Here is a 22872-nt window from a genome sequence, read left to right as displayed (position 1 = left end):
AATGAAAATACATCAAATTCACGATTTTGATCTAAAAGATGAATCGGATTTTGTTCGAACACAACAATCCCTTAAACATAAAATTAACCTATCTCATTCCATCACCCCAGACTCCGTCAACACCTGCGCAGGCGTCGACCTCGCTTATTGGGAGCAGGACGGGGAACCGTACGGCGTATGCAGTATCATCGTGATTGAAGCTGATACAAAAGAAGTGATTGAAAAAGTGCACAGCATGGGGAAAATCGGCGTGCCGTATGTTTCCGGTTTTCTTGCGTTTCGCGAGCTGCCGCTGATCATTGAAGCGGCCGAAAAGCTGGAGGCGGAGCCGGATGTGTTTTTGTTTGATGGCAACGGATATCTGCATTACAATCATATGGGCGTTGCCACCCATGCGGCTTTTTTTCTGGGTAAGCCGACGATTGGGATTGCGAAAACCTATCTCAAAATTAAAGGCTGCGATTTCGTGATGCCCGAAAATGAAGTCGGCGCCTACACCGATATTCTCATTGACGGCGAGGTATATGGCCGGGCGCTGCGTACACGGCGGGACGTGAAGCCTATCTTCTTGTCTTGCGGACATAACATTGATTTAGAAAGCAGCTATCAGATCACAATGAAAATGATCAATCGAGAAAGCAGGCTGCCGATCCCTGTCCGTCTGGCTGACCTTGAAACGCATGTTTTGCGAACGTTTTATCGGAAAAATCACGTGTAACACTTGGGGCTCTAAGCCACCAAGTGTTTTTTTTGTATGCCTGGTGTCTGCTTTATTAAAAACTTTGTCGTCCTTGCAGATAGATTTTTATTTGAATGTTTTTCGCGTCAAATCGATAAAAGCCTTTAATGGCGCAGACATCCACTTGTCCTTATGCCATGCTAATTGAGTAAAAACAGGGCATTCATTCTGCCAGCTGAGTTCTTTCATCCGTCCTTCGGCAATATCGTCTTTTACTGTCATTTCAGGCAATAGTCCAATTCCAAGTCCGGCCATCACGCATTGTTTGATGGCTTCTATGCTGACGAATTCTAATTTGTTAGGGTAGACTCCGGCGTCATGTAAAGTGTTCTCAAAGAGCGTGCGGTATGAACAGCCGTCCTCTGTCAGCAGAAGGGTTTCGTTTTGAAGATCTTTCAATGTTGCTGGTGAGTCTGCTGGAAAAGGATGATCATTGGCGGCTACCATTTTGATTTCATCCTGAATCAAAGATTCAACGTGCAGTGCGTCTTCCGTTCGGTTCACATCCAAAATGAAAGTGATATCAAGCTGGCCCTGTAAGAGCTGTTCTTTCGCTTGTTCGTTGGACACATACGGTTTGAATATGAGCTTTACTTGAGGAAAAGCCTGTTTGAATTCTTTTATGATAGGCGGAAGGCGGTATGTGCACTGGCTTTCCGTCGCGCCGATTTTCAAGGTTCCGGTTGTTTCTCTTACTTGATTTGCGGCCATTTTTGCTTCTTCTGTTAACGCAATGATCTTCTCCGCATAGGATTTGAATGTTTTGCCGGCTTCTGTCAGGATGAGCCGCTTGCCGAGCCGTTCAAATAAAGGAGTCCCGATTTCTTCTTCAAGTGATTTGATCTGAGAGGTAACGCTTGATTGTGCATAGTTAAGCATCTTGGCGGTTAGGGTGAAGTTTACATGTTCTGCTGCGGTAATAAAGGTGATCAGCTGCTTCAATTCCATATGTTCTCGCCCTTTCTAAATCGGTTTTACCGATTGGAATAATCGAAATAATCATCTGTATTGATTGATGAATCCATTATATGATGAAGAAAATCATTCGTAAACAAAGGAGCAGATGCATCATGAAAATTGCGGTTATTCATGGCGGAACGAGGTCTGGCGGAAATACGGATATTCTTGCGGAGAAGGCTGTTCAAGGATTCGATGCGGAGCACATTCATTTGCGGAAATATCGGCTCCAGCCAATTGAAGATCTGCGTCACGCTCAAGGCGGCTTTCGTCCTGTTCAAGATGACTGCGATTCTATCATTGAGCGGATATTGCCGTGCGATATTCTTGTATTCGCCACCCCAATTTATTGGTTTGGCATGTCAGGGACATTAAAGCTGTTTATTGATCGCTGGTCACAGACGCTGAGAGATCCGAGATTTCCTGATTTTAAACAGCAAATGTCAGCGAAGCAGGCATATGTAACAGCAGTGGGAGGAGACAATCCTAAACTAAAAGGGCTGCCGCTGATTCAGCAATTTGAACATATTTTTCATTTTATGGGGATGTCCTTTAAAGGCTATGTGCTGGGAGAAGGCAATCGTCCCGGTGATATTCTTCATGATCATCAGGCGCTGAGCGCGGCGAGCAGCTTATTGAAAAGAAGTGATGCTCTATGAAACTGCTGCTGGTTATCTCTGGTATGTTGATTCTCGCACTCTTTTTAGCTTGGAAAGCGCCGACTTCTGTTTGGATACAGGCTGAAACCAATTCGCCTCAGGTTCAGCAATTTGTGAGAATGGCAGGCGCAACGCTGCAAGTCAAGCAAATCATCAAGAGTGATGCAGGCGAAGAAACAGTTGTCATATCAAATGGTATTTCTGGGCCAAAATAAAAAAGCACCTGTCCAGGTGCTTTTCTTTATAAATGAGGAACCACAAGACCTCCATACAAAAACGCCGCGATAATCAGGAAGGCCGGATGCATCTTGAATTTTGTCAAGGCAAGGAGGGAAATCCCCGCAATCACTATCGCTTGAACCCAGCCGATCGCTTTGATGCCGTCTGCGCCGATTTGCCAGGTAAGAATGAGCATCATGACGGCGATGACAGGCTGGACGGACAGCGTCATACCTTTGATGACGGGGGATTGGCGGAAGCGCTGAATGATGCGCAAGAGGACGATCAATGCGAGCGCCGACGGTACGACAGTGGCGATCAGCGCAATCAGGAACCCGGGCCACCCGCCTGCGCTGTAACCGACATACGCCGCGATTTTGGTTGCGATCGGGCCCGGCAATGCGTTCGCAAGTGCGAGCATATTTGAAAATTGATCGTTTGAGAGCCAGCTGTATCTGTTGACGACTTCTTCAAACATCAGCGGGATCGACGCCGGTCCGCCTCCATATCCGAGTACGTTTGCGACAAAAAACGCCATAAATATATAAATCATGATCATGAGGCCGACATTCCTTTATCTTTTGAACGTTTATTTGTGATTTTGTCCTTTAATTTAAAATGAAACGCGCCGTACGCCAAGAAAATGATAATGACAAAGCCGGGATTGATCTGTAACGTTTGCAGGCCGATAAAAGCGATGATAAAAAACAGGATGCCCGTGACCCAGCCGAATCCTTTAAGCGCTTTTTGGCCAAACTCGTACGCCATGATGCCGAGCATGACGGCGATCACCGGTGTTACGGCGCCAATCATGCCGGCAACAATTGCTGAGTGGCTTAAGACATTGACAGCCGCAAACAAGCCTGCCATCGCAAGACATGTAGGCAGAATATGTGCGAGGGTTGCCGCGATTGCGCCTAACGTGCCTTTCAGCTTAAAGCCCAGATACGCAGCCACTTTTGTGGCAATCGGTCCGGGAAGCGCATTAGCGATCGCTAATATTTCTCCGAATTCATCATCATCTATCCATTTGTATTTATTGACGGCTTCATGGCGGATGAGCGGGATCACCGACGGGCCGCCCCCGAATCCGAGAATGCCCGTTCGGACCATCGCCGCCGTAATGTCCCAATAGGGATGTTTCATGGCTATGTCCTCCTTACAGCTTCATGCCCGTTCTGCTTTTATACCGTTTAATTAGCATTTGGCAGTCGACGCTGACGACGCCTTTTTGCGTATAGAGCCGTTTTGTCAAAAACTCTTCCATCTCCTGATCATTTGCGAAAATGCCGTGCATATGCAGCTTGCTCGGTCCGGTCATGTGATAAAGGCTTGTCACGGCCGGCTCCTTTTCAAGCTTTAATGCGGTTTCCTCCAAATACTGCGGCTCCACCTCCACATTAAAAAACACGGACACGTGACGGCCGATTTTCGCCGGGTTGATGACAGCGGTGAATTTTTCAATCACACCGGCATCCAGTAAATGCTGAATGCGGTGCTGAACCGCCACTCGCGACAGGTTAACCCGCTTTCCTACGTCTGTATAGGAAATCCTCCCTTCCTCGTGCAAAATCGAAAGAATCTGTTTATCCGTTTCATCAAGGACAAGATTCGGAATGCTGTATTCATGTTCCAACCCGCTTCACCTTCCTTCATTTGGTAGACATTATTGTATCATGAAACATTACGGTATGAAGGGAGAATTTTTTTATTGTTTTCGATACGTAATAACTTAGAATTATTTCTTATCGAAAAGTAAATAGTGTGTAAGATTTTCTTTCAGGAATGTGGATGGCCCCGAAGCCGCTTTTTATACTTGAGAAAATTTGTAAAGGGGCTTGCCATGAATACTTCAACCATCGGAACGAAACAAATGGTCGTCAGTCCGCATTATCTCGCTTCTCAGGCGGGGGCCGGCATTCTGGAAAAGGGCGGAAACGCGTTTGACGCGGCAGTGGCGGTCAGCGCCTGTCTGGCAGTCGTGTATCCGCATATGACGGGTCTTGGAGGGGATTCATTTTGGCTCACTTACCATAAAGAAACGGGACGAATCAAAGCTTATAACGGGAGCGGCCGTTCAGGGAAGCATGTGACGAGAGACTTGTATCGGGGCAGAGAAGCGATCCCTCTGCGCGGGACAGAAAGCGCCATTACCGTTCCGGGAATGGCGGACAGCTGGGATGCCGTGCTTTCGGCGTACGGGCGTCTTTCGCTCGCTGAGGTGCTGAAGCCAGCTCTTGATTATGCGGCAAACGGATTTCCGGTGTCCGCCGACCAGTGCGCCCACACAGAACGCAATCTCGCTCTTTTAGCCTCGACGCCTTACACCTCGGCCATTTTTACGAGAAACAAAAAAGCGCCCATGCCCGGTGAACGGTTTGTCCAGAAGGATCTGGCGGCCAGCTTGGAGCAGCTTGCCGAGAAAGGCAGAAGCGCTTTTTATGAAGGAGACCTCGCTCAACGCATCACATCCTTTCTGCAAAACAACGGCGGCCGTCTGACACTTGATGACTTTAAAGCCCACCGCGGCGAGTGGACGAACCCGGTATCCTCCGATTACCGCGGGTGCAAAATCTATCAGGCTCCGCCGAATTCACAGGGCTTTACAGGCTTAATGACGCTCAATATATTGGAAAACTATGATTTTTCTCAGATCGAACACGGTTCCTTTGACTATTATCATCTGCTGATCGAGGCGCTGAAGAAGAGTTTTCAGCACCGGAATGAAGTGCTGACTGATCCGGCATTTTCTCATATTCCGCTGGATCGGCTGCTTGATAAACGGTATGCAAAGCAGCTTGCGGAAGAAATCGGTAACGTGGCTGCGCCGGCGGTAAGCCGGCCGGTCGGAAGCGACACTGCTTATGCCGCCGTTGCCGATGCGGAAGGAAATGCCGTTTCCTTTATTCAGAGCCTCTATTTCGAGTTCGGATCTGCCGTTACAGCGGGGGAGACGGGCATTCTGCTGCAAAACCGCGGGTCATTTTTTTCGCTGGACGAATCCCATGTCAATACACTTGAACCCGGCAAGCGGACGTTCCACACCCTCATGCCGGCGATGGCCTGTAAAGAAGGAAGACCGCACATCCTGTACGGAACCCAGGGAGGAGAAGGCCAGCCGCAAACTCAGACAGCGATGATTACGCGCATCATTGATTACAAAATGAACCCCCAGCAGGCGATCAATGAGCCGCGCTGGGTCTGGGGACGGACATGGGGAGAGGAGTATGAAGGGCTGAGGGTTGAAAGCAGAATCAGCCCTGAAACAAGAGAAGCCCTAAGGCAGAGCGGCCACCGCGTCGAGACCGTTGGTGATTTCAACGGGCTTATGGGCCATGCGGCAGCGATCGTCATTGATGAAGAAGGCTTTCTCCAAGGCGGGGCCGACCCGCGCGGCGACGGAGCGGCCGCAGGAGTATAGAGCTACGCTAACTGATGAAAAAAATAAGCACGCCAAGCGCGGCAGAAAGACCCGCGTAAAACGAATCGTACACATATTGCTTTTCCTCCCGCCGGTGCCGCCATTCCATTAAGCCGCTGCAGCAAAATAGCATGAAAACAACTCCCGCAAATACGTACATTTCATTGAAAAAATTCACCGCTGCGATGCCCGTAATAAGCAGTGTGATTTCGATTAATCGATGTGTGCCGTTTATCGGCTTCTGCTTTTTAACAGGCTTTGGCAAATTGAGAACTTTGACGGCAAATACTTGAAACATAAGGCTGAGCAAAATAAATACGGCTGAAAAAATCAGTAACTGAGTGAAATCCATCGTCTGCCTCCTAAAAATGTGCCACTCGTTTCATACGGGTGAGGACCTTGTAAGTTTCGGCATTCTACAAGACATTAGGCTGAGTTACATGGTAAAAGACTCAAAAAGACCCCTTTCGAAAGGGGTCTTTTTGACTAGTTTCTTCTATTATAATGGTTCCTGCTTCAGGTCGGGCGGACAAGCGTATATGTCTTCCCGAGTCTGGCGTATTCATTCCCCGCGAGCCTTGCCGCAGGCTTCAGCTCATCTGTCCGTATGTAGCCTTTATCGGCGTCATATACTTGGTCATTCAAATGAAAACAAACGACTCTGCCGATGATGAGGTCTGTCGTCGTTTCTCCGCTGTCATTTTGGAACGGAAGATGGCGTTCGAGTATACATTCAAACCTGACCTTTGCTTCTTTTATACCGGGAACGCTGATGCAAGCGCTGTCTGTCACAGAAAGGTCTGTCATGCCAAGCTCACTGACATCAGGATCAAGCCTTGCCGCCGTTTTGTTAATGTCTTCAATAATGGACTCATCACTGACGTGCACCACGAATTCCCGATGAGCGATTGCGTTTCTCGCGGTGTCTTTCTGCCGCCCGTCCGCGCGGCTGACTGAGATGGCCAGAAGCGGCGGTTCTGCGGAGACAACGTTATAGAAACTGAAGGGCGCCGCGTTTACGGCGCCGTTGATGGATGACCGCGTAGTGACAAATGCGATCGGCCGGGGAACGACTGTGCCCGAAAGCAATTTGTAAGTGTCTTTTGCGTTCAGTTCGTCTGCTCGTAAGATATGCATGATTTCGGCCGCCTTTCTTTATCGTATGACCTGATTATACAGAAAGAAAATTCGGAAACACAACAAAAGAAAACCGGCTGCATATCTTATCACGTGGCATATATCTGATTGAGGAAAAAGGCTTCCGTTTAGCCGGCAGCCTATTAACGAATGGTGTTACTTGTAGTTTTTCTTTACAACCCAGATGTTCCCGTCTTTCCAGTACTCTGTTTTGCTGCAGTAATCGTCTTTTTTGCAAGGGTCTTTTTTATGAGGACGATAAGGTTTTTTCTGCGTGCGTTTTTTCTTGCGGCGGCATGATTTTTTGTGGCTGCGAGATTTTTTGTGAGACCGGCAAGATTTTTTACGGCTGCGAGATTTTTTGTGAGAACGGGACTTTTTATGGCTGCGAGATTTTTTGTGAGAACGGGACTTTTTATGACTGCGAGATTTTTTGTGAGAACGAGATTTTTTATGGCTGCGAGATTTTCTCTTCTTACTGCTTTTTGGTTCTTGGTACAAATAATCTTCCAATCCCTCGGTGCTTGCGGATTTTACTGCTTCTTCGATATCAGAATGGGAATAGTGGCCCATTTTGAAACCTCCTCATGATATATGTTTTAAGGATGCGATCCTTACTACCACATAGTACGCATGAATGAAAAAAGTGTATGTGTGATTCGCTGAGTTTTATATAAAAAGCACAGCCTAAATTAATACAGGGAGGGTTACTGATGAAAGACCAATCAACATTGCCTCTATACCAGCTGTTTATTCACCCGAAAGACTTAATGGAGCTGAAAAAAGACATTTGGGATGATGATCCGGTGCCCGCGGTGCTGAGAGTGAAACAAAAAAGGCTTGACATTGATCTGGCGTACCGCGGCTCGCATATAAGAGATTTCAAGAAAAAATCGTATCACATCGCTTTTTATTCGCCGAAAACATTTCGCAGGGCGAAAGAGATACATTTAAACGCTGAATACAAAGATCCGTCGATGATGCGGAATAAGCTGTCTCTCGATTTCTTCGCGGAGCTTGGGACGCTGTCACCAAAGGCGAATTTCGTAACCCTGCAAATCAATGGCAGACATGAGGGGGTGTATCTTGAGCTGGAGTCAGTGGATGAATATTTTCTGGCGAAACGGAATTTGGCGGACGGCGCTGTTTTTTACGCGGTTGATGACGACGCCAATTTCTCCCTCGTCAGTGATCTGGAGCGGGATACGAAAACATCGCTCGAACTTGGTTATGAAAAGAAAACGGGAACGAAAGAAGACGATTTATACTTGCAGGATATGATCTATAAAATTAATACCGTTCCGAAGTCAGAGTTCAAGGGGGAGATCGTCAAACACTTGGACGCCGATAAGTATTTGCGGTGGCTTGCGGGCATCGTGTTTACCTCAAACTACGATGGATTTGTTCATAATTACGCTTTATACCGGAATCATGAAACGGGACTTTTTGAAGTCATTCCGTGGGATTACGATGCGACGTGGGGAAGAGACATTCATGGTGATCGGATGGAGGCCGATTATGTCAGAATACAAGGGTTTAATACCTTGACTGCAAGGCTTCTGGATGAACCGTATTTCCGCAAAGCGTACAAACGGCTTTTGGAAGAGACGCTTCAGACGCGGTTTACCATTGAACATATGAAGCCGAAGGTCATGTCACTGTATGAGCAGATCAGGCCGCATGTCGCGAAGGATCCATATAAGAAAGAAGAGATTGATTGCTTTGACCGGGAGCCTGAAGTGATTTGCGAATACATTAAGGAGCGGTCAGCCTTCATCAGCAGTGAGTTAGAGCGGTGGAATATCTGATTTGGAAATGAAGAAAGATTTTTTACAAATAGGCTGGTGAATCAGTTCCCGAAAATAATCGTGATACGTATATATGCATTATGCTTTTTACATTATGAGAAAAATGACTAGGAGGACAATAGATGAAACGCAATACGAAGCGGCAGCGGTCTGATGACAACTTTTTGCATGCGATGGAAGGAAAAGTAATTACTGTCTACCGGGGAGGCCCGGAGTCCAAGACAGGGAGATTAGCAGACATTCAATCGGATTATATCGCTCTTCAGGTTGATAATAAAATCGTTTATTATCAATGGAAACACGTGAAAAGTGTGACGGAAAATACGAGTGAAACCGTATCGCCGGCCGAAGCGGCAGAATGTGAAAAAGCTGATGATTTTCAAGATCTGATCAGCCGGATGACCAATCGCACGGTGCAATTGAATCAGGGAGGTCCGGAATCGAAAAGAGGAAAGCTTCACGAAACAGGGGATGATTTTCTCGTGCTGGAAACGGAAGATGACGGAATTGTATATTTTAACGCCGATCATGTCAAAAGCATCAGCGCGGAACAAGAAGAGGACGGCCAAGAGGAGGAGCGCCCGGAATTTGAAATGGCTGATGATTTTCACGGCATATTTAAACGCCTGATCCACAAATGGGTATCCATCAACCGCGGAGGTCCTGAAGCCGTTGAAGGTATACTTGTGGATAATTCCGACGGCCACTACACTCTTGTGAAAGATAAAGAAGTGCTGCGGATCTATCCTTTTCATATCAAGAGCATCAGCGAAGGGGCAAAAGGAGCAGCTAAAAAAGAGGAGAATAAAGACGACGAGAATAAAGGTGAGAAAGAGAGCGCCGAAGAAGAAAAGCCGCATGAGGAAGAATCACGCGAAGAGCAGCGTACTTCCTCTAAAAAGTCGAAAAGATCGTCAAGATCCGTTCGATCTTCAAAAAGGGAGGAAGAGAACTCTTATAGCTATGCCACTGTATTAAGGACAATAGATTATCGGTGGAAACACGGCCGTAAATGATTGGTCCGTAAACGCGGGAGAGGGGGGAATGAAATGGCTGGATTAAGCAGATTTCTGGATAAACAAGTCGATATTGAGATATCGGGGAATACGACATTTTCAGGAACTCTTTTGGATATCGGTCAGGATATCATTGTGATTCATGACGGCCGGACGTTTCTTTATATTCCGCTGCTGCACCTTCAGAGGATGACATTGACGCTCCCGGACGAAGAGAATAAAGAACCGTACGCAAGAAAAAAAAGTCCGCATCCCGAAAAACAGGAACATTCCTTTTCTTACCGGAATACCCTCCAGCATATAAAAGGCAGATTCACAGAAATATTTGTTACGGGAGACCGTTCCATTCATGGGTATGTGACAAGTGTTTTAAATGATTATTTTGTTTTCTTCTCTCCGGTTTATAAGACTCTTTTCATCTCGATGCATCATTTGAAATGGCTGACACCCTATTCCGATGAGCAGACGCCGTATACATTAAACAGTTCAGAGCTGCCGGTTGTTCCCGCTAATGTGCCCCTCGTCCGGAATTTTGAGGAGCAATTAAAAAGATATATCGGGAAGCTGATTATTCTGGATTTAGGAGATATACCGAATAAAGTCGGGCTGTTACAGGATGTCTCAGATAATATTCTTGAATTGACCAATGCAGACGGAGATACTGTTTTTTGGAAATTGAATCATTTAAAAACCATGCACCTGCCATAAATGATAAAACTGCCTCTCTTATACAGCAGGCAGTTTTTTTCATCAGGGCTAAAGGTAAATCCAACTGATCCAAACATATAAAACGGTAATGGTAAACACGACGGTGAGAGGGACAACGATAATGGTCGTTTTGATATATTCTGACCAAGAAACTTTTTCGCCGTGCTGTCTGATGATATGCATCCAGATCAGCGTGGCTAATGTCCCGATCGGCAGAAGCAATGATCCGATATCACTGCCGATAATATTAGCCAAATAAATGATCTTTACGGTTAATGGGTCGATGGACATTTCAGTTAAGGTCAAAGTGCTGATCATTAAGGCGGGATGGTTATTGAACAAATTAGAGAGGACGGATGTAGCGATGCCCATAATAGATGCGGCGTGGGCAATGCTTTGTGAGACATAAGGCTCAATAGACTGAACAAGCAGCGCCGTCAGTCCGATATTATGCAGTCCGTAGATGATAATGTACATCGTGAAGGCAAAAATAAAGATATGCCAAGGCGCTTTCCTTAATAAGTCTGCCGGTCCGATTTTTAAATAAATCCATCTCCAGCCAAGCAGGATGACTGAACTGATGACAGCCACGAGCGAAACGGATATGCCGTTGTAAGAAGCTGCAAACAGACTGATCCGGACGAACAATACAAATGCCAAAACACAAAACATGATGTTCGTACGGCTGTTTTGGGTCGGGTCCGGCGGAGGCTGAAGCGGATGATATCGTTTGTGTTCCAGCGAGTCAAAATGAACCGGAATATCGGGGAGCTGTTTCGGCAAACGGCGGTAAAAAACGGCAAACAGCAGAAAGGCCATAAACACCAGTCCCAGCGTGCCGGGGATAAACATCATATTGGTGTACAAATAAAGGTCCATGCCTATCATTTTGAGAGAAATTAAATTGACGATATTACTGACGCCGATCGGGGTGCTTGCCGCCGTCGCAATTAATACGCCGCTTATTAAATACGGTGTTTTCTGATGTCTTTTAAGTCCGAGATATTGTAAGACCAATAGTAAAATAGGAGTGGTGATTAAGACGCTGCCGTCATTATTCAGAAAGAGCGTCATTGAAAAACAGAGCAGGTTGGTCAGCCAAAAAAGCCGGATGCCCGATCCCTTGGCGCGGTGAAGCAGTTTGGCCGCCGCCCAGTTAAAAAAACCGAAGCTTTCCAGCGCGATCGCCATAATCATTGTGGAGATAATGGTGATTGATGCTCCGGTGACTTTTGACCCTATATCCCCCAAATCATGAAAGGAAACGGTTCCGCATAACAAAACGAGAATGGCACCCAGCGACGCCGGAACGGCTTCATTTAATCCCCCGGGTCTCCAAAATATAAAAATAATGGTCACAAAGAAAGAAATCAGGGTCAAAATGACGGTAATATGTGTAATGTGTTCTGCCTCCTTTTAGATGGGTCATTGCCGCCCCGTTATTTTTATCCCTCCTGATCAGTTGTACTGTATGTATACGGGTACAGGTCGTAAGGTGTACTGAGCGTTTCTACCAATTTAGTAAAATTCCATAAAAGCACAAAAAAAGAGGCTGCTTTCGGCGGCCCTCTTTTTTATGCATTTTCCTTATCCGCCTGCAATAAAGCCTGGCGCTTATTCATAATATCCAGAAAATGTTTCAGAATCGGGTTTTGATTATCCTTGCGGTAGGCAATGACCCATTCGGCAGTGAGCTGCACCTGATTAATGCCGCGGTAGGCGACTTCGAGATTAAACAGCTTTTTAGCAGAAGAAGGCACGAAGGTTACGCCGATACCGGCACTAACCAATCCGATTACCATTTGATACTCCGTCGCTTCCTGAACGATTTTCGGTTTGAAGCCCGCCTGCTCGCAGTAGTTTACAAACTCTAGGTATAAAGTCGGCCATGTTTCTTTCGACAGTGTGATAATCGGTTCATTTTTTAAATCCTGAATGTCGATTGTCTGTTTAGCGGTAAGCGGGTGCTGCTTCGGCAAAGCCAGAATGCACGGACTGCTCTGCACCTTTTCCATATGTAACGCGGAATGCTGTAAAGGCGGATGAAGGATGCCGATATCAATGTTCCCCTTCAGAAGTTCTTCCTGCTGTCTGAAAGAAGAAATTTCACGCAGATCAAGCTTGACGGAGGGGAATTTTTCGCGGAATTCCCGAATGATCGGCGGCAGAAATTCATATGTGGCCGAGCCGACAAAACCGACGACAAGGCGGCCGAGCTCTCCCCGCGCCGTTCTCTGCGCCATTTCAATCGCTTTGTCTATTTCTTCGATCGCGTTTCTGCTGTGTTTTAAAAAACTTTCTCCGGCAGCTGAAAGCTCTACAACCCGTTTCGTGCGCTTTAATAAGGTCACGCCGACTTCCTTCTCAAGCTGTTTGATCTGCTGGCTGAGAGGCGGCTGTGTCATATTTAACCGAAGCGCAGCTTTGCCGAAATGAAGTTCTTCGGCAACGGCAATAAAGTATTGAAGATGGCGAAGCTCCATCCTTATCCATTCCTTTCTCTTTGTTAATTATTCGTGAAACATATTAATCATACGGCGAATTGATATTGGAGGTCAATTTCCAAAGAGTGTATAGTGAATAATATCACAAATTACTTAAAATTTTATATTTAATATGCATAATAAGGAGTGAGGGTGTTGGCAAAAGCAACAAATGAACTAAAAACCTCTGAAAAAAATCGGGGGGCGGAGCTTGTTGTTGATTGCTTAGTGGAGCAAGGTGTCACACATGTTTTTGGCATTCCGGGTGCAAAAATTGATGCAGTATTTGATGCGTTAAAAGATAAAGGACCTGAACTGGTTTTATGCCGTCACGAACAGAACGCTGCATTTATGGCTGCGGCTGTCGGAAGACTGACTGGAAAACCAGGCGTTTGTCTCGTTACTTCAGGCCCGGGGGCATCCAACTTGGCGACCGGCTTGTTAACGGCTAATACAGAAGGTGATCCGGTAGTGGCGCTGGCGGGTAACGTAATTCGCGCAGACCGGTTAAAACGGACACACCAATCATTGGACAATGCGGCGCTATTTCAGCCGATTACAAAATACAGTGTAGAAGTACAGGAAACAGGGAATATACCAGAAGCGGTAACAAACGCCTTCAGGGCAGCGTCAGCAGGTCAGGCAGGCGCGGCTTTTGTGAGCTTTCCGCAGGATGTTGTGAATGAAATCACAAATGTGAAAAACGTACGCAGCGTGCCGGCGCCGAAACAAGGCCCTGCACCGGAAGAAGCGGTCAGCGCGGCTATTGCGAAAATCCAGACGGCGAAACTTCCCGTTCTGTTAGTCGGCATGAAAGGCGGAAGACCGGAAGCGGTAAAACAAATCCGCAAACTGCTTGCCAAAACAAAACTGCCTTTCGTAGAAACGTACCAAGGGGCCGGCACATTGTCCAGAGAGCTGGAAGACCAATATTTCGGCCGGATCGGACTGTTCCGCAACCAGCCGGGCGATCTTCTGCTTGAACAGGCGGATGTCGTATTAACGATCGGTTATGATCCGATTGAATACGATCCGAAGTTCTGGAACGTAAACGGCGACCGTGCTATTATCCATCTTGACGAAATCCATGCCGATATCGATCATGCCTATCAGCCGGAATTAGAATTATTAGGCGATATCGCCGCTACGGTTAAACAAATTGAACACGACGCTGTGACATTTGATATGGGCAGCCGTGAACAAGAAGTGCTGAGCGAATTAAAACAGATGCTCACAGACAGCGAGAAGGCGCCAAGCGACCATAAATCCGACAGAGTGCATCCTCTGCAAATCGTCCAAGAACTGCGCAATGCAATTGATGACGACGTAACCGTCACTTGCGATATCGGTTCTCACGCGATCTGGATGTCCCGCTACTTCCGCGCTTATGAGCCGCTGAAACTGTTGATCAGCAACGGCATGCAGACATTGGGCGTAGCGCTTCCTTGGGCGATTGCCGCCACACTGGTGAATCCGGGTGAAAAAGTCGTATCCGTTTCAGGAGACGGAGGATTCCTGTTCTCTGCAATGGAATTGGAAACGGCAGTCCGCTTAAAAGCGCCGATCGTTCACCTTGTATGGAATGACAGCACATATGATATGGTCGCATTCCAGCAAATGAAAAAATATAACCGTACATCATGCGTAGATTTCGGAAACATTGACATCGTAAAATATGCAGAAAGCTTCGGCGCCACCGGCTTGCGCGTTGAGTCACCGGAACAGCTGGCAGACGTGCTGCAAAAAGGCTTGAACACAGAAGGCCCTGTCATCATTGACATTCCTGTCGATTACAGTGACAATGTTCATTTATCAAGCGACATGCTTCCGAAGCAATTCAAAGAAAAAATGAAAGCAAAAGCTCTCTAGCACTCTGCGCACCATGACCTGTTTTCTAAAACAGCCCAATTTAAAAGGAGTGAAGGGAATATGAAAAACGCAAGCGACATCCATATGATGAGCCGCGGAGAAAAAGGCTCACCTGAGGATCAGATCTATCAAGTATCCACAATGACATCTCTGCTGGACGGAGTATATGACGGAGATTTTGATATGGCTGACATTCCGAAGTTCGGTGATTTCGGAATCGGGACGTTCAACAAATTGGACGGCGAATTAATCGGATTTGACGGAGAATTTTACCGTCTGCGTGGCGACGGAACGGCTACGCCTGTTAAAGGCGGAGACCTGTCACCATTCTGCTCATTCACATTTTTCACGCCGGATATGACGCATACGATCGACGGCGAAATGACCCGTGAAGAATTCGAGCAGGAAATCGCCAGCCTTCTGCCTAGTAAAAACTTATTTTATGCGATCCGTTTAGACGGCGTATTTAAAAAGGTGCAGACAAGAACGGTAGAACGCCAGGAGAAACCGTACGTTCCGATGATCGAAGCGGTAAAAACACAGCCTGTGTTCAACTTTGACGACATTCAGGGTACAATCGCCGGCTTCTGGACGCCGGGTTACGCAAACGGCATTGCTGTTTCCGGATATCACCTGCACTTCATTGATGAAGGACGCAATTCCGGCGGACACGTGTTTGACTATGTCATTAAAGATTGTAAAGTGACCATTTCTCAAAAAATGAATATGAACCTCAAGCTTCCGAATACGGCGGACTTTTTCAACGCAAATTTAGATAATCCGAATTTTGCGAAGGATATCGAAACAACCGAAGGAAGCCCGGAATAAAATAAAAAGAAAGCCCCATTTTTCTCGGGGGCTTTCTTTTTATTTGGCTGAACCGGCAAAGATTAGGTAAAATACAGTCAAAAGGGAAAGGTGTGGTAGCTGTGAAAGTATTGGTATTAGCGGTTCATCCTGACATGGACAACTCAGCGGTCAATAAGGCGTGGACAGAAGAATTAAAAAATCATGATGATATCACGGTACGTGAGCTTTATAAAGAATATCCGGACGGGAAAATAGATGCGGAAAAGGAACGGCAGCTGTGTGAACAGTATGACCGGATCGTATTTCAATTCCCGCTGTACTGGTACAGTGCGCCTCCGCTTTTAAAAACATGGATGGATCATGTGCTGGCGTATGGATGGGCTTACGGCTCCAAAGGAAAGGCGCTGCACGGCAAAGAATTGCTGCTGGCTGTTTCCGTAGGTGCCGGAGAGGATGCATATCAGGCAGGCGGGTCTAACCATTTTTCACTGAGCGAGCTCTTAAGGCCGTTTCAGGCAATGGCTAATTTTACGGGTATGACCTATTTGCCGGCTTTCGCGATGTACGGGGTAAGCAGCGCCGATGCTGCGGCTATCCGTGACAATGCCAAACGCCTGGCGGATTACATAAAGAAGCCATTTTAGAGTCGTATGCATTCATCTTCATCCGACAATATTTCCTGAGAAATATTTCGAACCTTAGACGTTTCTGACTGCTCAAGAAAGAAAAAACGGATTTCGCGCTGAATTTGCGAAATCCGTTTTGATATTATGTCAGTTTTTGCAGATCTTTTGTGCTGATATATCCCGTTGCGCCCCCGTAATCGACAAGCGCCCAGCCGAAATCAATGCCGCCGCCGGCTGTCTTTTTCCATCCGAGGAAAGAAACGCTCGTGTTTTTAGCAAGGGAAGCTTTGACCGCTTGTTTGTCTGTATATACTTTTGTTTTTGCCGTCGTTTTTACGGTTGTTGCTTCTTTAACAATATAATGAGTAGATACAAATCCTGTTTTTCCGTTTTTATAATGTACTTTTGCCCAGTCAGCGTTCTGGAATGAAACGATCTTTAAGCTGTCGCCTAAATGAAGGGTATCAGCTCTCGGACTGGCTGCTGATGCTTTTGTTCTGACGTTCAATGCTTCCGCGGAAACGAGATAAGAGTCAAGCGGGTAGCTGTACAGATCGTCAATTTTGACCGCTTCTTGCGCGTGTGTCTCCGGAAGAGGCGTTATTCCGGCAGCTGAAGCCGCTGTTATTCCCGCTGCAAGGGTCAGAATGGATGCCGCTTTGGCTGTTTTCTTCATCTGTATCTCTCCTTTTACTTCATCCTTTCACGTTTTACCGGAAGTCTAAACATCGGCCGGTTATTTTTGTGTTTGAAGTTTCAATGGAGCGGAAATGGTTTTTTTGACTTTTTCTCCTTTGAGCACCTGCTCCGCCGCTTCGGCCGCCAGTTTTCCGATCAGCTCCGGCTGCTGGGCGACCGTGGCTGTCAGCTTCCCGTTTTTAATGGAAGAAATCGCATCTTTATTTCCGTCGAAACCGACGACCAAAATGTGTTTGCCCGAGCTGTTAATCGCTTCGAGCGCCCCGAGTGCCATTTCATCATTATGGGCGAACACGGCTTTAATATCCGGATGACCCTGCAGCAGGTTTTCCATGACGGTCAATCCTTTTGTACGGTCAAAATCCGCCGCTTGCTTTGTCACGACATCCAGCTTTTTGTCGGCAATATGATGAAAGCCCGTTCCGCGTTCCCGTGTCGCGGATGCGCCCGGCACCCCTTGTAATTCAGCCACTTCGGCGCCTTTTCCGAGCTGATCGGCGAGGTAGTCAGCCGCCATTTCTCCTCCTTTGACATTGTCAGAGGCGACAAGCGTTTCGACTTTGCCGTGTTCGGCTGAACGATCAAGCGCAATGACGGGAATGCCGAGGGAATTTGCCGATTCGACGGCTGTTGAAATCGCTGATGAATCGGTCGGATTGACCAGCAGCGCATCGACTCCCTGCTGGATCAAATCTTCTACGTCATTTGACTGTTTAGATGAATCATTTTGGGCATCGACAATAATGACCTTCATGCCCCGTTTTTTGGCTTCCTTTACAACGCCTTCTTTTAATGAAACGAAGAACGGATTGTTCAATGTAGAGACGGAGAGCCCGATAGTGAATTCTTTTTTATGTTTTGTGTTTGACGGTTTTGCCCATTGTGGCGGTTCAAGTGAACAGGCGGACAGCAAAAACAGTGATAATGCCGCGATCGTGATGATGGCTTTCTTCATAATGGTCCTCCTACTATGCCGATTTTTTGCGGTCCAGCAGCACCGCGATTAAAATGACGATTCCTTTGACGACGAGCTGATAAAAAGATGATACGCCGAGAAGGTTCAAGCCGTTGTTCAGCGTTCCGATAATCAAAACCCCGATCAGCGTACCGATGATGCGCCCTCGACCGCCGGACAGGCTCGTTCCGCCGAGAACGACCGCTGCGATGGCGTCCAGCTCGTATGATTCCCCGGCCGTCGGCTGTGCGGAATTTAAGCGTGATGTCAGAATCGCTCCCGCCAGCGCCGATAATAAACCTGTCAGAGAATAGATCATGATCTTGATACGGGGCACTTTGATTCCCGATATCAGCGCCGCTTTCTCATTGCCGCCGATGGCGTATGTCCGGCGGCCGAACGGTGTTTTGTGCAGAAGAACCCACAGGGCCGCAAATGCAATCAGCATCGTAATGGCAGGTACGGGAATGCCGAGAAAATAACCGCGCCCGAATAATTGAAATGCGTAATTTGAACCGAGCCCCGTAATCGGATTTCCGTCCGTATAGACGAGGGTCAGTCCGCGAAAGACGGTCATTGTCGCCAAAGTGGCGATGAACGGCGCCATTTTTCCTTTTGTGATTAATAATCCGTTTATCATGCCGAGTACGGCGCCGATCACGCAGCCGATGATGACGGCTAAGATCGGATCGATGCCTGAGACCATCATACCTGCGACCAATGCGCTCGATAAGGCGAGGATGGCTCCGACAGAGAGATCAATGCCTCCCGTTAAAATGACAAACGTCATTCCGAATGCAATCAGAGCGTTAATCGCAACCTGCCGAAGAAGGTTGAGAATATTGAGGGGTTCAAGAAAACTCGGGTTTAAAACGGAAACGATCAGCACAAGAATCAGTAAGCCGAGAAACGGACCGAGTTTTTGCGTGAAGGTATGAATGGAAAATCGCTTTTGTTCAGTTGATGTCATTGGTTCAGTTTTCATTCTGCTGCCCTCCCGTGGCAAGTGTCATGATGCGTTCTTGTGTTGCGCCGGCCGCATTGATTTCTCCGCTGATGCGTCCTTCGTGGACGACGATGATTCTGTCACTCATGCCGAGAATTTCCGGCAGCTCGGAAGACACCATGATGATGGCGACTCCGCGATCGGTCAGTTCATTCATTAATGAATAGATTTCCCTTTTCGCGCCTACGTCGACGCCTCTTGTCGGTTCATCAAGGATGAGAACTTTCGGGCCGATTCCAATCCATTTGGCGATGACGACTTTTTGCTGATTTCCTCCTGATAAATGCCGGGCGGCGGTTTCCGGAGATGCGGTCTTAATGGTCAGACGCTTGATGAGCAGCTCAACGAACTCCGCCTCGCGTTTTCGGTCAATGATGCCTTTCGGAGAGAAGCTGGTCAGGTTCGGCAATGAAATATTTTCACGAATGGACGTATCCAGCAGCAGCCCTTCATCTTTGCGGTTCTCCGTAATCAGGCCGAGTCCCTTGCGAATGGCATCGTACGGACCCCGAATGCCGGTTTTTCGGCCGGAAATCCAGATCTCTCCGGAATCGAGCCTGTCAATTCCGAACAGCGCCCTCATGATTTCTGTCCGTCCGGCACCCATTAAGCCGGAAACGCCGAGGATTTCTCCGGCGCTCACATGGAAACTGATCTGTGAAAAGCTTCCTTTTTTTGAGGCGTTTTTCACTTCGAGCACCTTATCGCCGAGTGACGGCGTGCGAGTCGGATACCGATCGGTCAGCTCCCGCCCGACCATTTGTTTGACCACTTCATCAAAATTAGTATCTTTAATATGCGCCGTATCCACAGTGAGGCCGTCCCGCATAATGGTGATCCGGTCGCAAATCGAAAATATCTCTTCCATTCGGTGCGAAATATAGACGATGGATACGCCGTCCCGCTTTAACGCCGTCATCACGTCAAACAGTTTGCTGATTTCCCGTTCGGTCAGCGCCGCGGTCGGTTCGTCCATAATAATGACTTCGGCGTTTGTCATCAGCGCTTTGGCAATCTCAATCATCTGCTGCTGTCCGACGGAACATTGTCCGGCTTCCCGGTCAAGAGGAAGAGAGACTCCCAGTTTTTCAAGCTGTGATTTTGCTAGCGCTTTCATTTTCTTTGTTTCTAAAACGCCGAACGCCGTCGTCAGCTCTTTGCCGATAAAAAGGTTTTCAAGCACCGTCATGTCCGGCCATATATTCAGTTCCTGATGGATAAAGGCGATTCCGTGCTTTTCGGCTTCCTTTGGATTGGAGAAGCTCATATTTATTCCGTTTATCGTAATGTTTCCCTTGTCGAGCCGGTGGAGCCCGGTGAGCAGATTCATTAACGTCGATTTTCCCGCTCCGTTTTCTCCCATTAAAGCGTGGATTTCTCCCGGCAGAAGCTCAAATGAGACGCCGGAGAGCACTTGGTTTTTGCCGAATGCTTTATGAATGTCTGTCATGCCGATGTGCATGCTGGATCCCTTCTTTCTAGAAAATCACACCCGCCTGCAGGATGCAGTTGGCGTATGGTGTCATTTCACCCGTTCGGATGACGGCTTTTGCTTTCTGTGTGAGCCGTTTGAATTCCTCGTGGGAGATGTACTCGATCGTCTGCGCTGAGAAATGGCTTTCTATGAAACTTGCATTCTCAGGATTTGCGTCTTTGATCTCGGAAGCGGCTATCACCTTTTCGACTGCCATCTCCCCGGCTACCAGGCCGGTCACGTCCCGAAAGGCGGGAACGCCCGCCGTTAAGGACAAATCAATTTTAGGTACGCCGTCAGGGACGGGGAGACCTGCATCGGCGATCGCGATGAGGTCTGTATGCCCGAGATCGGCTAATACTTTGGCAATGTGGCTGTTTAACATTCCGTGTTTTTTCATGACAGCAGCTCCTCAACTTCTTTTCTGGCCGGCATCCCGCCTTGGGCGCCGAAGTGCTGCACGGACAGGGAGGCGGCGCGGTTGGCAAACAGGAGCGCTTGCTCGATGTCCCGTCCTTCCGCGAGTGCGACGGCAAGTGCCGCATTAAAGGTATCGCCGGCTCCCGTCGTGTCGACCGCTTCTGCAGGGAAGGCGGGAACAAGCCGTTCCGCGGTGCCGTCTGAGTAGCGCACGCCTTGTTTTCCTTCGGTAATGAACAATTTGCCGGGATAGCCGGCGAGCGCTTCTTCTTTCGTCCGGTCAGGAAATAAAATGGATGCTTCATGTTCGTTCGGCGTAAGATATGCGGCATCCTCAATCGTCGATTGTTTCAGCGGCCGGGCCGGCGCGGGATTCAGGATAACCGGAATTTGCTGCGCGCGGCAGTAGCTGCACACTTCTTCAACGGTTTCTTCAGGAATCTCCTGCTGGATCAGCACGATATCAATGCCGGGAAGTTTTGCCAGCGCACTTTTGGCATAATCGGGGGAGATGTCATCGTTTGCGCCTTTTACGACGACGATGCTGTTGTCTCCTTCTGCGAGCACAATATGAGCCGTTCCGCTTTTTTTATGTGTAACCGTTTCCATATAGTCCGTATTGACACCGTTTGCCTTCAGGTTTTCAATAATCGCTTTTCCGTAGCTGTCATTGCCTGCTTTTCCTACCATATATACGTTTGCGCCCAGGCGGGAAGCGGCTACGGCCTGATTTGCGCCTTTTCCTCCGGGCACAGTTTGAAAGTCTGTGCCCAGTACGGTTTCTCCGGCTTTCGGACGCCGATCGGATGTGACGACCAGATCCATAGAACAGCTTCCGATAACACAAATTTCACTCATGGTGATCATCCTTTCTCGTCGTTTGTCTTCTTATGTAAGTCACGGGCAGTTGAATGGCCGTCTCTTTCGGCGGCTCTTTCTTTATCAATTGCAGCAGCAGGTTTGCCGCTTTTTTTCCCATCTCATATGCAGGCTGGCGGATGGTTGAAAGAGGCGGAAACAAAAGCCTGCTCTGCGGAATATCGTCGTATCCGATGATCTGAATCTCCTCCGGAACTTTTTTGCCGAGCCGCAGCGCCTCATGGAGGACGGCAGCCGCCGCAATGTCGTTGCTGGCAATGACTCCGTCGGTTTCAGGGTATGCTGCAAACAATTCTTCTGCTAAAATGGCGGCATCCTTGATGGAAAATGAAGCGGCGGAGATGACATTGAACTGCGCGCCCGCTTTTTGCAGCACATCAAGTGCGCCGTTAAAACGTTCCTGAGCGGTCGGAAGGTGGGCTGGGCCTTTGACAAGCGTGATGCTTGTGCTTTTGCCGCGAAGCATTTCCTCAGCCGCCCGTTTTCCGCCTGCCCGCCCGTCACTGAATACGGATGGGGCGCCTTCTTTTGTCCGGTCCAGAAATACGACCGGGTAAAGGCTGCCGCTGTATTCGGGAAGATCGGGGTAATGGGTGGCCGCCAAAATACCTGCAACTTGATTTTGTTTAAATGTTTGCAGGTAGTCGAGTTCTTTTTCCAATTCTTCATCGCTGTTGCCGATGATCAGCCGGTATCCTTCCCGCTGCAACTCGTCTTCAGCCCCGCGGGCAAGCTGAGGGAAAAAGGGATTCGTAATATCCGGAAGCAATAGCCCGACCAGTCTGGATTCTCTTTTATAAAGAGAGCGGGCAACTTCATTCGGATAATAATTCAGCTTCTCCATGGCAAGCATGACCTTCGTTCGTGTATCTTCATGCACGTAGCCGTTGTCATTGAGGACACGCGAAACCGTGGCAACAGAGACGCCGGCAGCGCCTGCGACATCTTTAATCGTTGCCAACAAACACTCCTCCTTCATTTATGTAA

The 22872-nt window shown here is 47.9% G+C and carries 26 protein-coding genes; 10 read left to right on the top strand and 16 right to left on the bottom strand.

The genetic code is table 11. The annotated features are described in order from the left end of the window. The first annotated feature begins 1 nt into the window (after window position 1). Window positions 2-718, top strand: coding sequence for an endonuclease V (locus U2H13_RS17740; protein ID WP_121984243.1), 717 nt, complete (start codon window positions 2-4; stop codon window positions 716-718). Between the two features lie 87 nt (window positions 719-805). On the opposite strand, the gene U2H13_RS17735 is transcribed toward U2H13_RS17740, so the two are convergent. Further along, window positions 806-1687, bottom strand: a complete 882-nt coding sequence (locus U2H13_RS17735; RefSeq protein ID WP_017418769.1) for a LysR family transcriptional regulator — start codon at window positions 1685-1687, stop codon at window positions 806-808. Window positions 1688-1809: 122 nt separating this feature from the next. Here U2H13_RS17735 and U2H13_RS17730 point away from each other — a divergent pair, with 122 nt between their 5' ends. Both U2H13_RS17730 and U2H13_RS17725 read left to right on the top strand, forming a co-directional pair. After that, the gene (locus U2H13_RS17730; protein ID WP_007614245.1) at window positions 1810-2355 is read left to right on the top strand and encodes a flavodoxin family protein; all 546 of its coding nucleotides are present in this window, start codon (window positions 1810-1812) and stop codon (window positions 2353-2355) included. Then, window positions 2352-2570 carry a hypothetical protein gene (locus U2H13_RS17725; RefSeq protein WP_017418770.1) on the top strand — a complete coding sequence of 73 codons (219 nt, stop codon included), beginning with the start codon at window positions 2352-2354 and terminating at the stop codon, window positions 2568-2570. The genes U2H13_RS17730 and U2H13_RS17725 overlap by 4 nt, the downstream gene beginning before the upstream one ends. Before the next feature lie 26 nt (window positions 2571-2596). Here the strand turns inward: U2H13_RS17725 and chrA are convergent, their stop codons facing one another. From chrA to U2H13_RS17710, 3 genes are read right to left on the bottom strand one after another with little or no spacing between them, the layout of a single operon-like run. After that, on the bottom strand, window positions 2597-3133 hold the full coding sequence (gene chrA, locus U2H13_RS17720) for a chromate resistance efflux protein ChrA (protein ID WP_021494837.1): 537 nt from the start codon (window positions 3131-3133) through the stop codon (window positions 2597-2599). Continuing rightward, on the bottom strand, window positions 3130-3720 hold the full coding sequence (gene chrB / locus U2H13_RS17715; RefSeq protein WP_014419054.1) for a chromate efflux transporter subunit ChrB: 591 nt from the start codon (window positions 3718-3720) through the stop codon (window positions 3130-3132). Before chrB ends, chrA begins: the two co-directional genes overlap by 4 nt. 13 nt (window positions 3721-3733) lie before the next feature. Continuing rightward, complete coding sequence (locus U2H13_RS17710; RefSeq protein WP_007407537.1) at window positions 3734-4210, bottom strand: Lrp/AsnC family transcriptional regulator; 477 nt, start codon at window positions 4208-4210, stop codon at window positions 3734-3736. 207 nt (window positions 4211-4417) lie between these two features. Between U2H13_RS17710 and ggt the strand changes: the two genes are divergently transcribed. Beyond that, window positions 4418-5995 carry a gamma-glutamyltransferase gene (gene ggt / locus U2H13_RS17705; RefSeq protein ID WP_088056395.1) on the top strand — a complete coding sequence of 526 codons (1578 nt, stop codon included), beginning with the start codon at window positions 4418-4420 and terminating at the stop codon, window positions 5993-5995. A 7-nt stretch (window positions 5996-6002) separates the two neighbouring features. On the opposite strand, the gene U2H13_RS17700 is transcribed toward ggt, so the two are convergent. The 3 genes from U2H13_RS17700 to cotG form a co-directional block, all read right to left on the bottom strand. Continuing rightward, the gene (locus tag U2H13_RS17700) at window positions 6003-6347 is read right to left on the bottom strand and encodes a DUF4181 domain-containing protein (RefSeq protein WP_014419052.1); all 345 of its coding nucleotides are present in this window, start codon (window positions 6345-6347) and stop codon (window positions 6003-6005) included. A gap of 164 nt (window positions 6348-6511) precedes the next feature. Continuing rightward, window positions 6512-7132: a flavin reductase family protein gene (locus U2H13_RS17695; RefSeq protein ID WP_014419051.1), complete on the bottom strand. Its 621-nt coding sequence runs from the start codon at window positions 7130-7132 to the stop codon at window positions 6512-6514. Window positions 7133-7288: 156 nt separating this feature from the next. Then, complete coding sequence (gene cotG, locus U2H13_RS17690) at window positions 7289-7705, bottom strand: spore coat protein CotG (RefSeq protein WP_376700557.1); 417 nt, start codon at window positions 7703-7705, stop codon at window positions 7289-7291. Between the two features lie 140 nt (window positions 7706-7845). On the opposite strand from cotG, the gene U2H13_RS17685 reads away from it, so the two are divergent. From U2H13_RS17685 to U2H13_RS17675, 3 genes are all read left to right on the top strand, one after another. Continuing rightward, the gene (locus U2H13_RS17685) at window positions 7846-8940 is read left to right on the top strand and encodes a CotH kinase family protein (RefSeq protein ID WP_064115309.1); all 1095 of its coding nucleotides are present in this window, start codon (window positions 7846-7848) and stop codon (window positions 8938-8940) included. A gap of 122 nt (window positions 8941-9062) precedes the next feature. Further along, window positions 9063-9956: a hypothetical protein gene (locus U2H13_RS17680; RefSeq protein ID WP_007614229.1), complete on the top strand. Its 894-nt coding sequence runs from the start codon at window positions 9063-9065 to the stop codon at window positions 9954-9956. Between the two features lie 33 nt (window positions 9957-9989). After that, window positions 9990-10664: a hypothetical protein gene (locus tag U2H13_RS17675; RefSeq protein ID WP_007407530.1), complete on the top strand. Its 675-nt coding sequence runs from the start codon at window positions 9990-9992 to the stop codon at window positions 10662-10664. 48 nt (window positions 10665-10712) lie between these two features. Here U2H13_RS17675 and U2H13_RS17670 read toward each other — a convergent pair whose 3' ends face one another. Both U2H13_RS17670 and alsR read right to left on the bottom strand, forming a co-directional pair. Beyond that, the gene (locus U2H13_RS17670; protein ID WP_015418370.1) at window positions 10713-12044 is read right to left on the bottom strand and encodes an arsenic transporter; all 1332 of its coding nucleotides are present in this window, start codon (window positions 12042-12044) and stop codon (window positions 10713-10715) included. Between the two features lie 194 nt (window positions 12045-12238). Continuing rightward, window positions 12239-13147, bottom strand: a complete 909-nt coding sequence (alsR, locus tag U2H13_RS17665) for an acetoin biosynthesis transcriptional regulator AlsR (protein ID WP_007407528.1) — start codon at window positions 13145-13147, stop codon at window positions 12239-12241. A 156-nt stretch (window positions 13148-13303) separates the two neighbouring features. Between alsR and alsS the strand changes: the two genes are divergently transcribed. From alsS to U2H13_RS17650, 3 genes are all read left to right on the top strand, one after another. Then, complete coding sequence (gene alsS / locus U2H13_RS17660) at window positions 13304-15016, top strand: acetolactate synthase AlsS (RefSeq protein WP_061861604.1); 1713 nt, start codon at window positions 13304-13306, stop codon at window positions 15014-15016. A 60-nt stretch (window positions 15017-15076) separates the two neighbouring features. Further along, window positions 15077-15844: an acetolactate decarboxylase gene (gene budA, locus U2H13_RS17655; RefSeq protein WP_003151318.1), complete on the top strand. Its 768-nt coding sequence runs from the start codon at window positions 15077-15079 to the stop codon at window positions 15842-15844. Window positions 15845-15945: 101 nt separating this feature from the next. Then, complete coding sequence (locus tag U2H13_RS17650; RefSeq protein WP_014721897.1) at window positions 15946-16470, top strand: NAD(P)H-dependent oxidoreductase; 525 nt, start codon at window positions 15946-15948, stop codon at window positions 16468-16470. Between the two features lie 124 nt (window positions 16471-16594). Here the strand turns inward: U2H13_RS17650 and U2H13_RS17645 are convergent, their stop codons facing one another. Genes U2H13_RS17645 through U2H13_RS17615 form a run of 7 tightly spaced genes read right to left on the bottom strand, consistent with a single transcriptional unit; the run spans window position 16595 to window position 22846 of the window. Further along, window positions 16595-17128: an SH3 domain-containing protein gene (locus tag U2H13_RS17645; protein ID WP_007407525.1), complete on the bottom strand. Its 534-nt coding sequence runs from the start codon at window positions 17126-17128 to the stop codon at window positions 16595-16597. 60 nt (window positions 17129-17188) lie between these two features. Beyond that, the gene (rbsB, locus tag U2H13_RS17640) at window positions 17189-18106 is read right to left on the bottom strand and encodes a ribose ABC transporter substrate-binding protein RbsB (RefSeq protein WP_121984240.1); all 918 of its coding nucleotides are present in this window, start codon (window positions 18104-18106) and stop codon (window positions 17189-17191) included. Window positions 18107-18119: 13 nt separating this feature from the next. Further along, window positions 18120-19091 carry a ribose ABC transporter permease RbsC gene (gene rbsC, locus U2H13_RS17635; protein WP_012118605.1) on the bottom strand — a complete coding sequence of 324 codons (972 nt, stop codon included), beginning with the start codon at window positions 19089-19091 and terminating at the stop codon, window positions 18120-18122. Then, the gene (locus U2H13_RS17630; protein ID WP_121984238.1) at window positions 19081-20574 is read right to left on the bottom strand and encodes a sugar ABC transporter ATP-binding protein; all 1494 of its coding nucleotides are present in this window, start codon (window positions 20572-20574) and stop codon (window positions 19081-19083) included. Before U2H13_RS17630 ends, rbsC begins: the two co-directional genes overlap by 11 nt. A gap of 16 nt (window positions 20575-20590) precedes the next feature. Beyond that, window positions 20591-20986 (bottom strand): D-ribose pyranase, encoded by a 396-nt coding sequence (gene rbsD / locus U2H13_RS17625; RefSeq protein WP_053285357.1) that lies wholly within the window; start codon window positions 20984-20986, stop codon window positions 20591-20593. Next, window positions 20983-21864: a ribokinase gene (gene rbsK / locus U2H13_RS17620; RefSeq protein ID WP_021494850.1), complete on the bottom strand. Its 882-nt coding sequence runs from the start codon at window positions 21862-21864 to the stop codon at window positions 20983-20985. Before rbsK ends, rbsD begins: the two co-directional genes overlap by 4 nt. Next, window positions 21857-22846, bottom strand: coding sequence for a LacI family DNA-binding transcriptional regulator (locus U2H13_RS17615; protein WP_029972843.1), 990 nt, complete (start codon window positions 22844-22846; stop codon window positions 21857-21859). The genes rbsK and U2H13_RS17615 overlap by 8 nt, the downstream gene beginning before the upstream one ends. Window positions 22847-22872: the final 26 nt, after the last annotated feature.

It is taken from the genome of Bacillus sp. A1, assembly GCF_042296235.1.
In the GTDB taxonomy this organism is placed as follows: domain Bacteria; phylum Bacillota; class Bacilli; order Bacillales; family Bacillaceae; genus Bacillus; species Bacillus velezensis.
The sequence above is the reverse complement of the archived record's forward strand: the minus strand, read 5'-3'. Positions and strand labels throughout refer to the sequence as shown.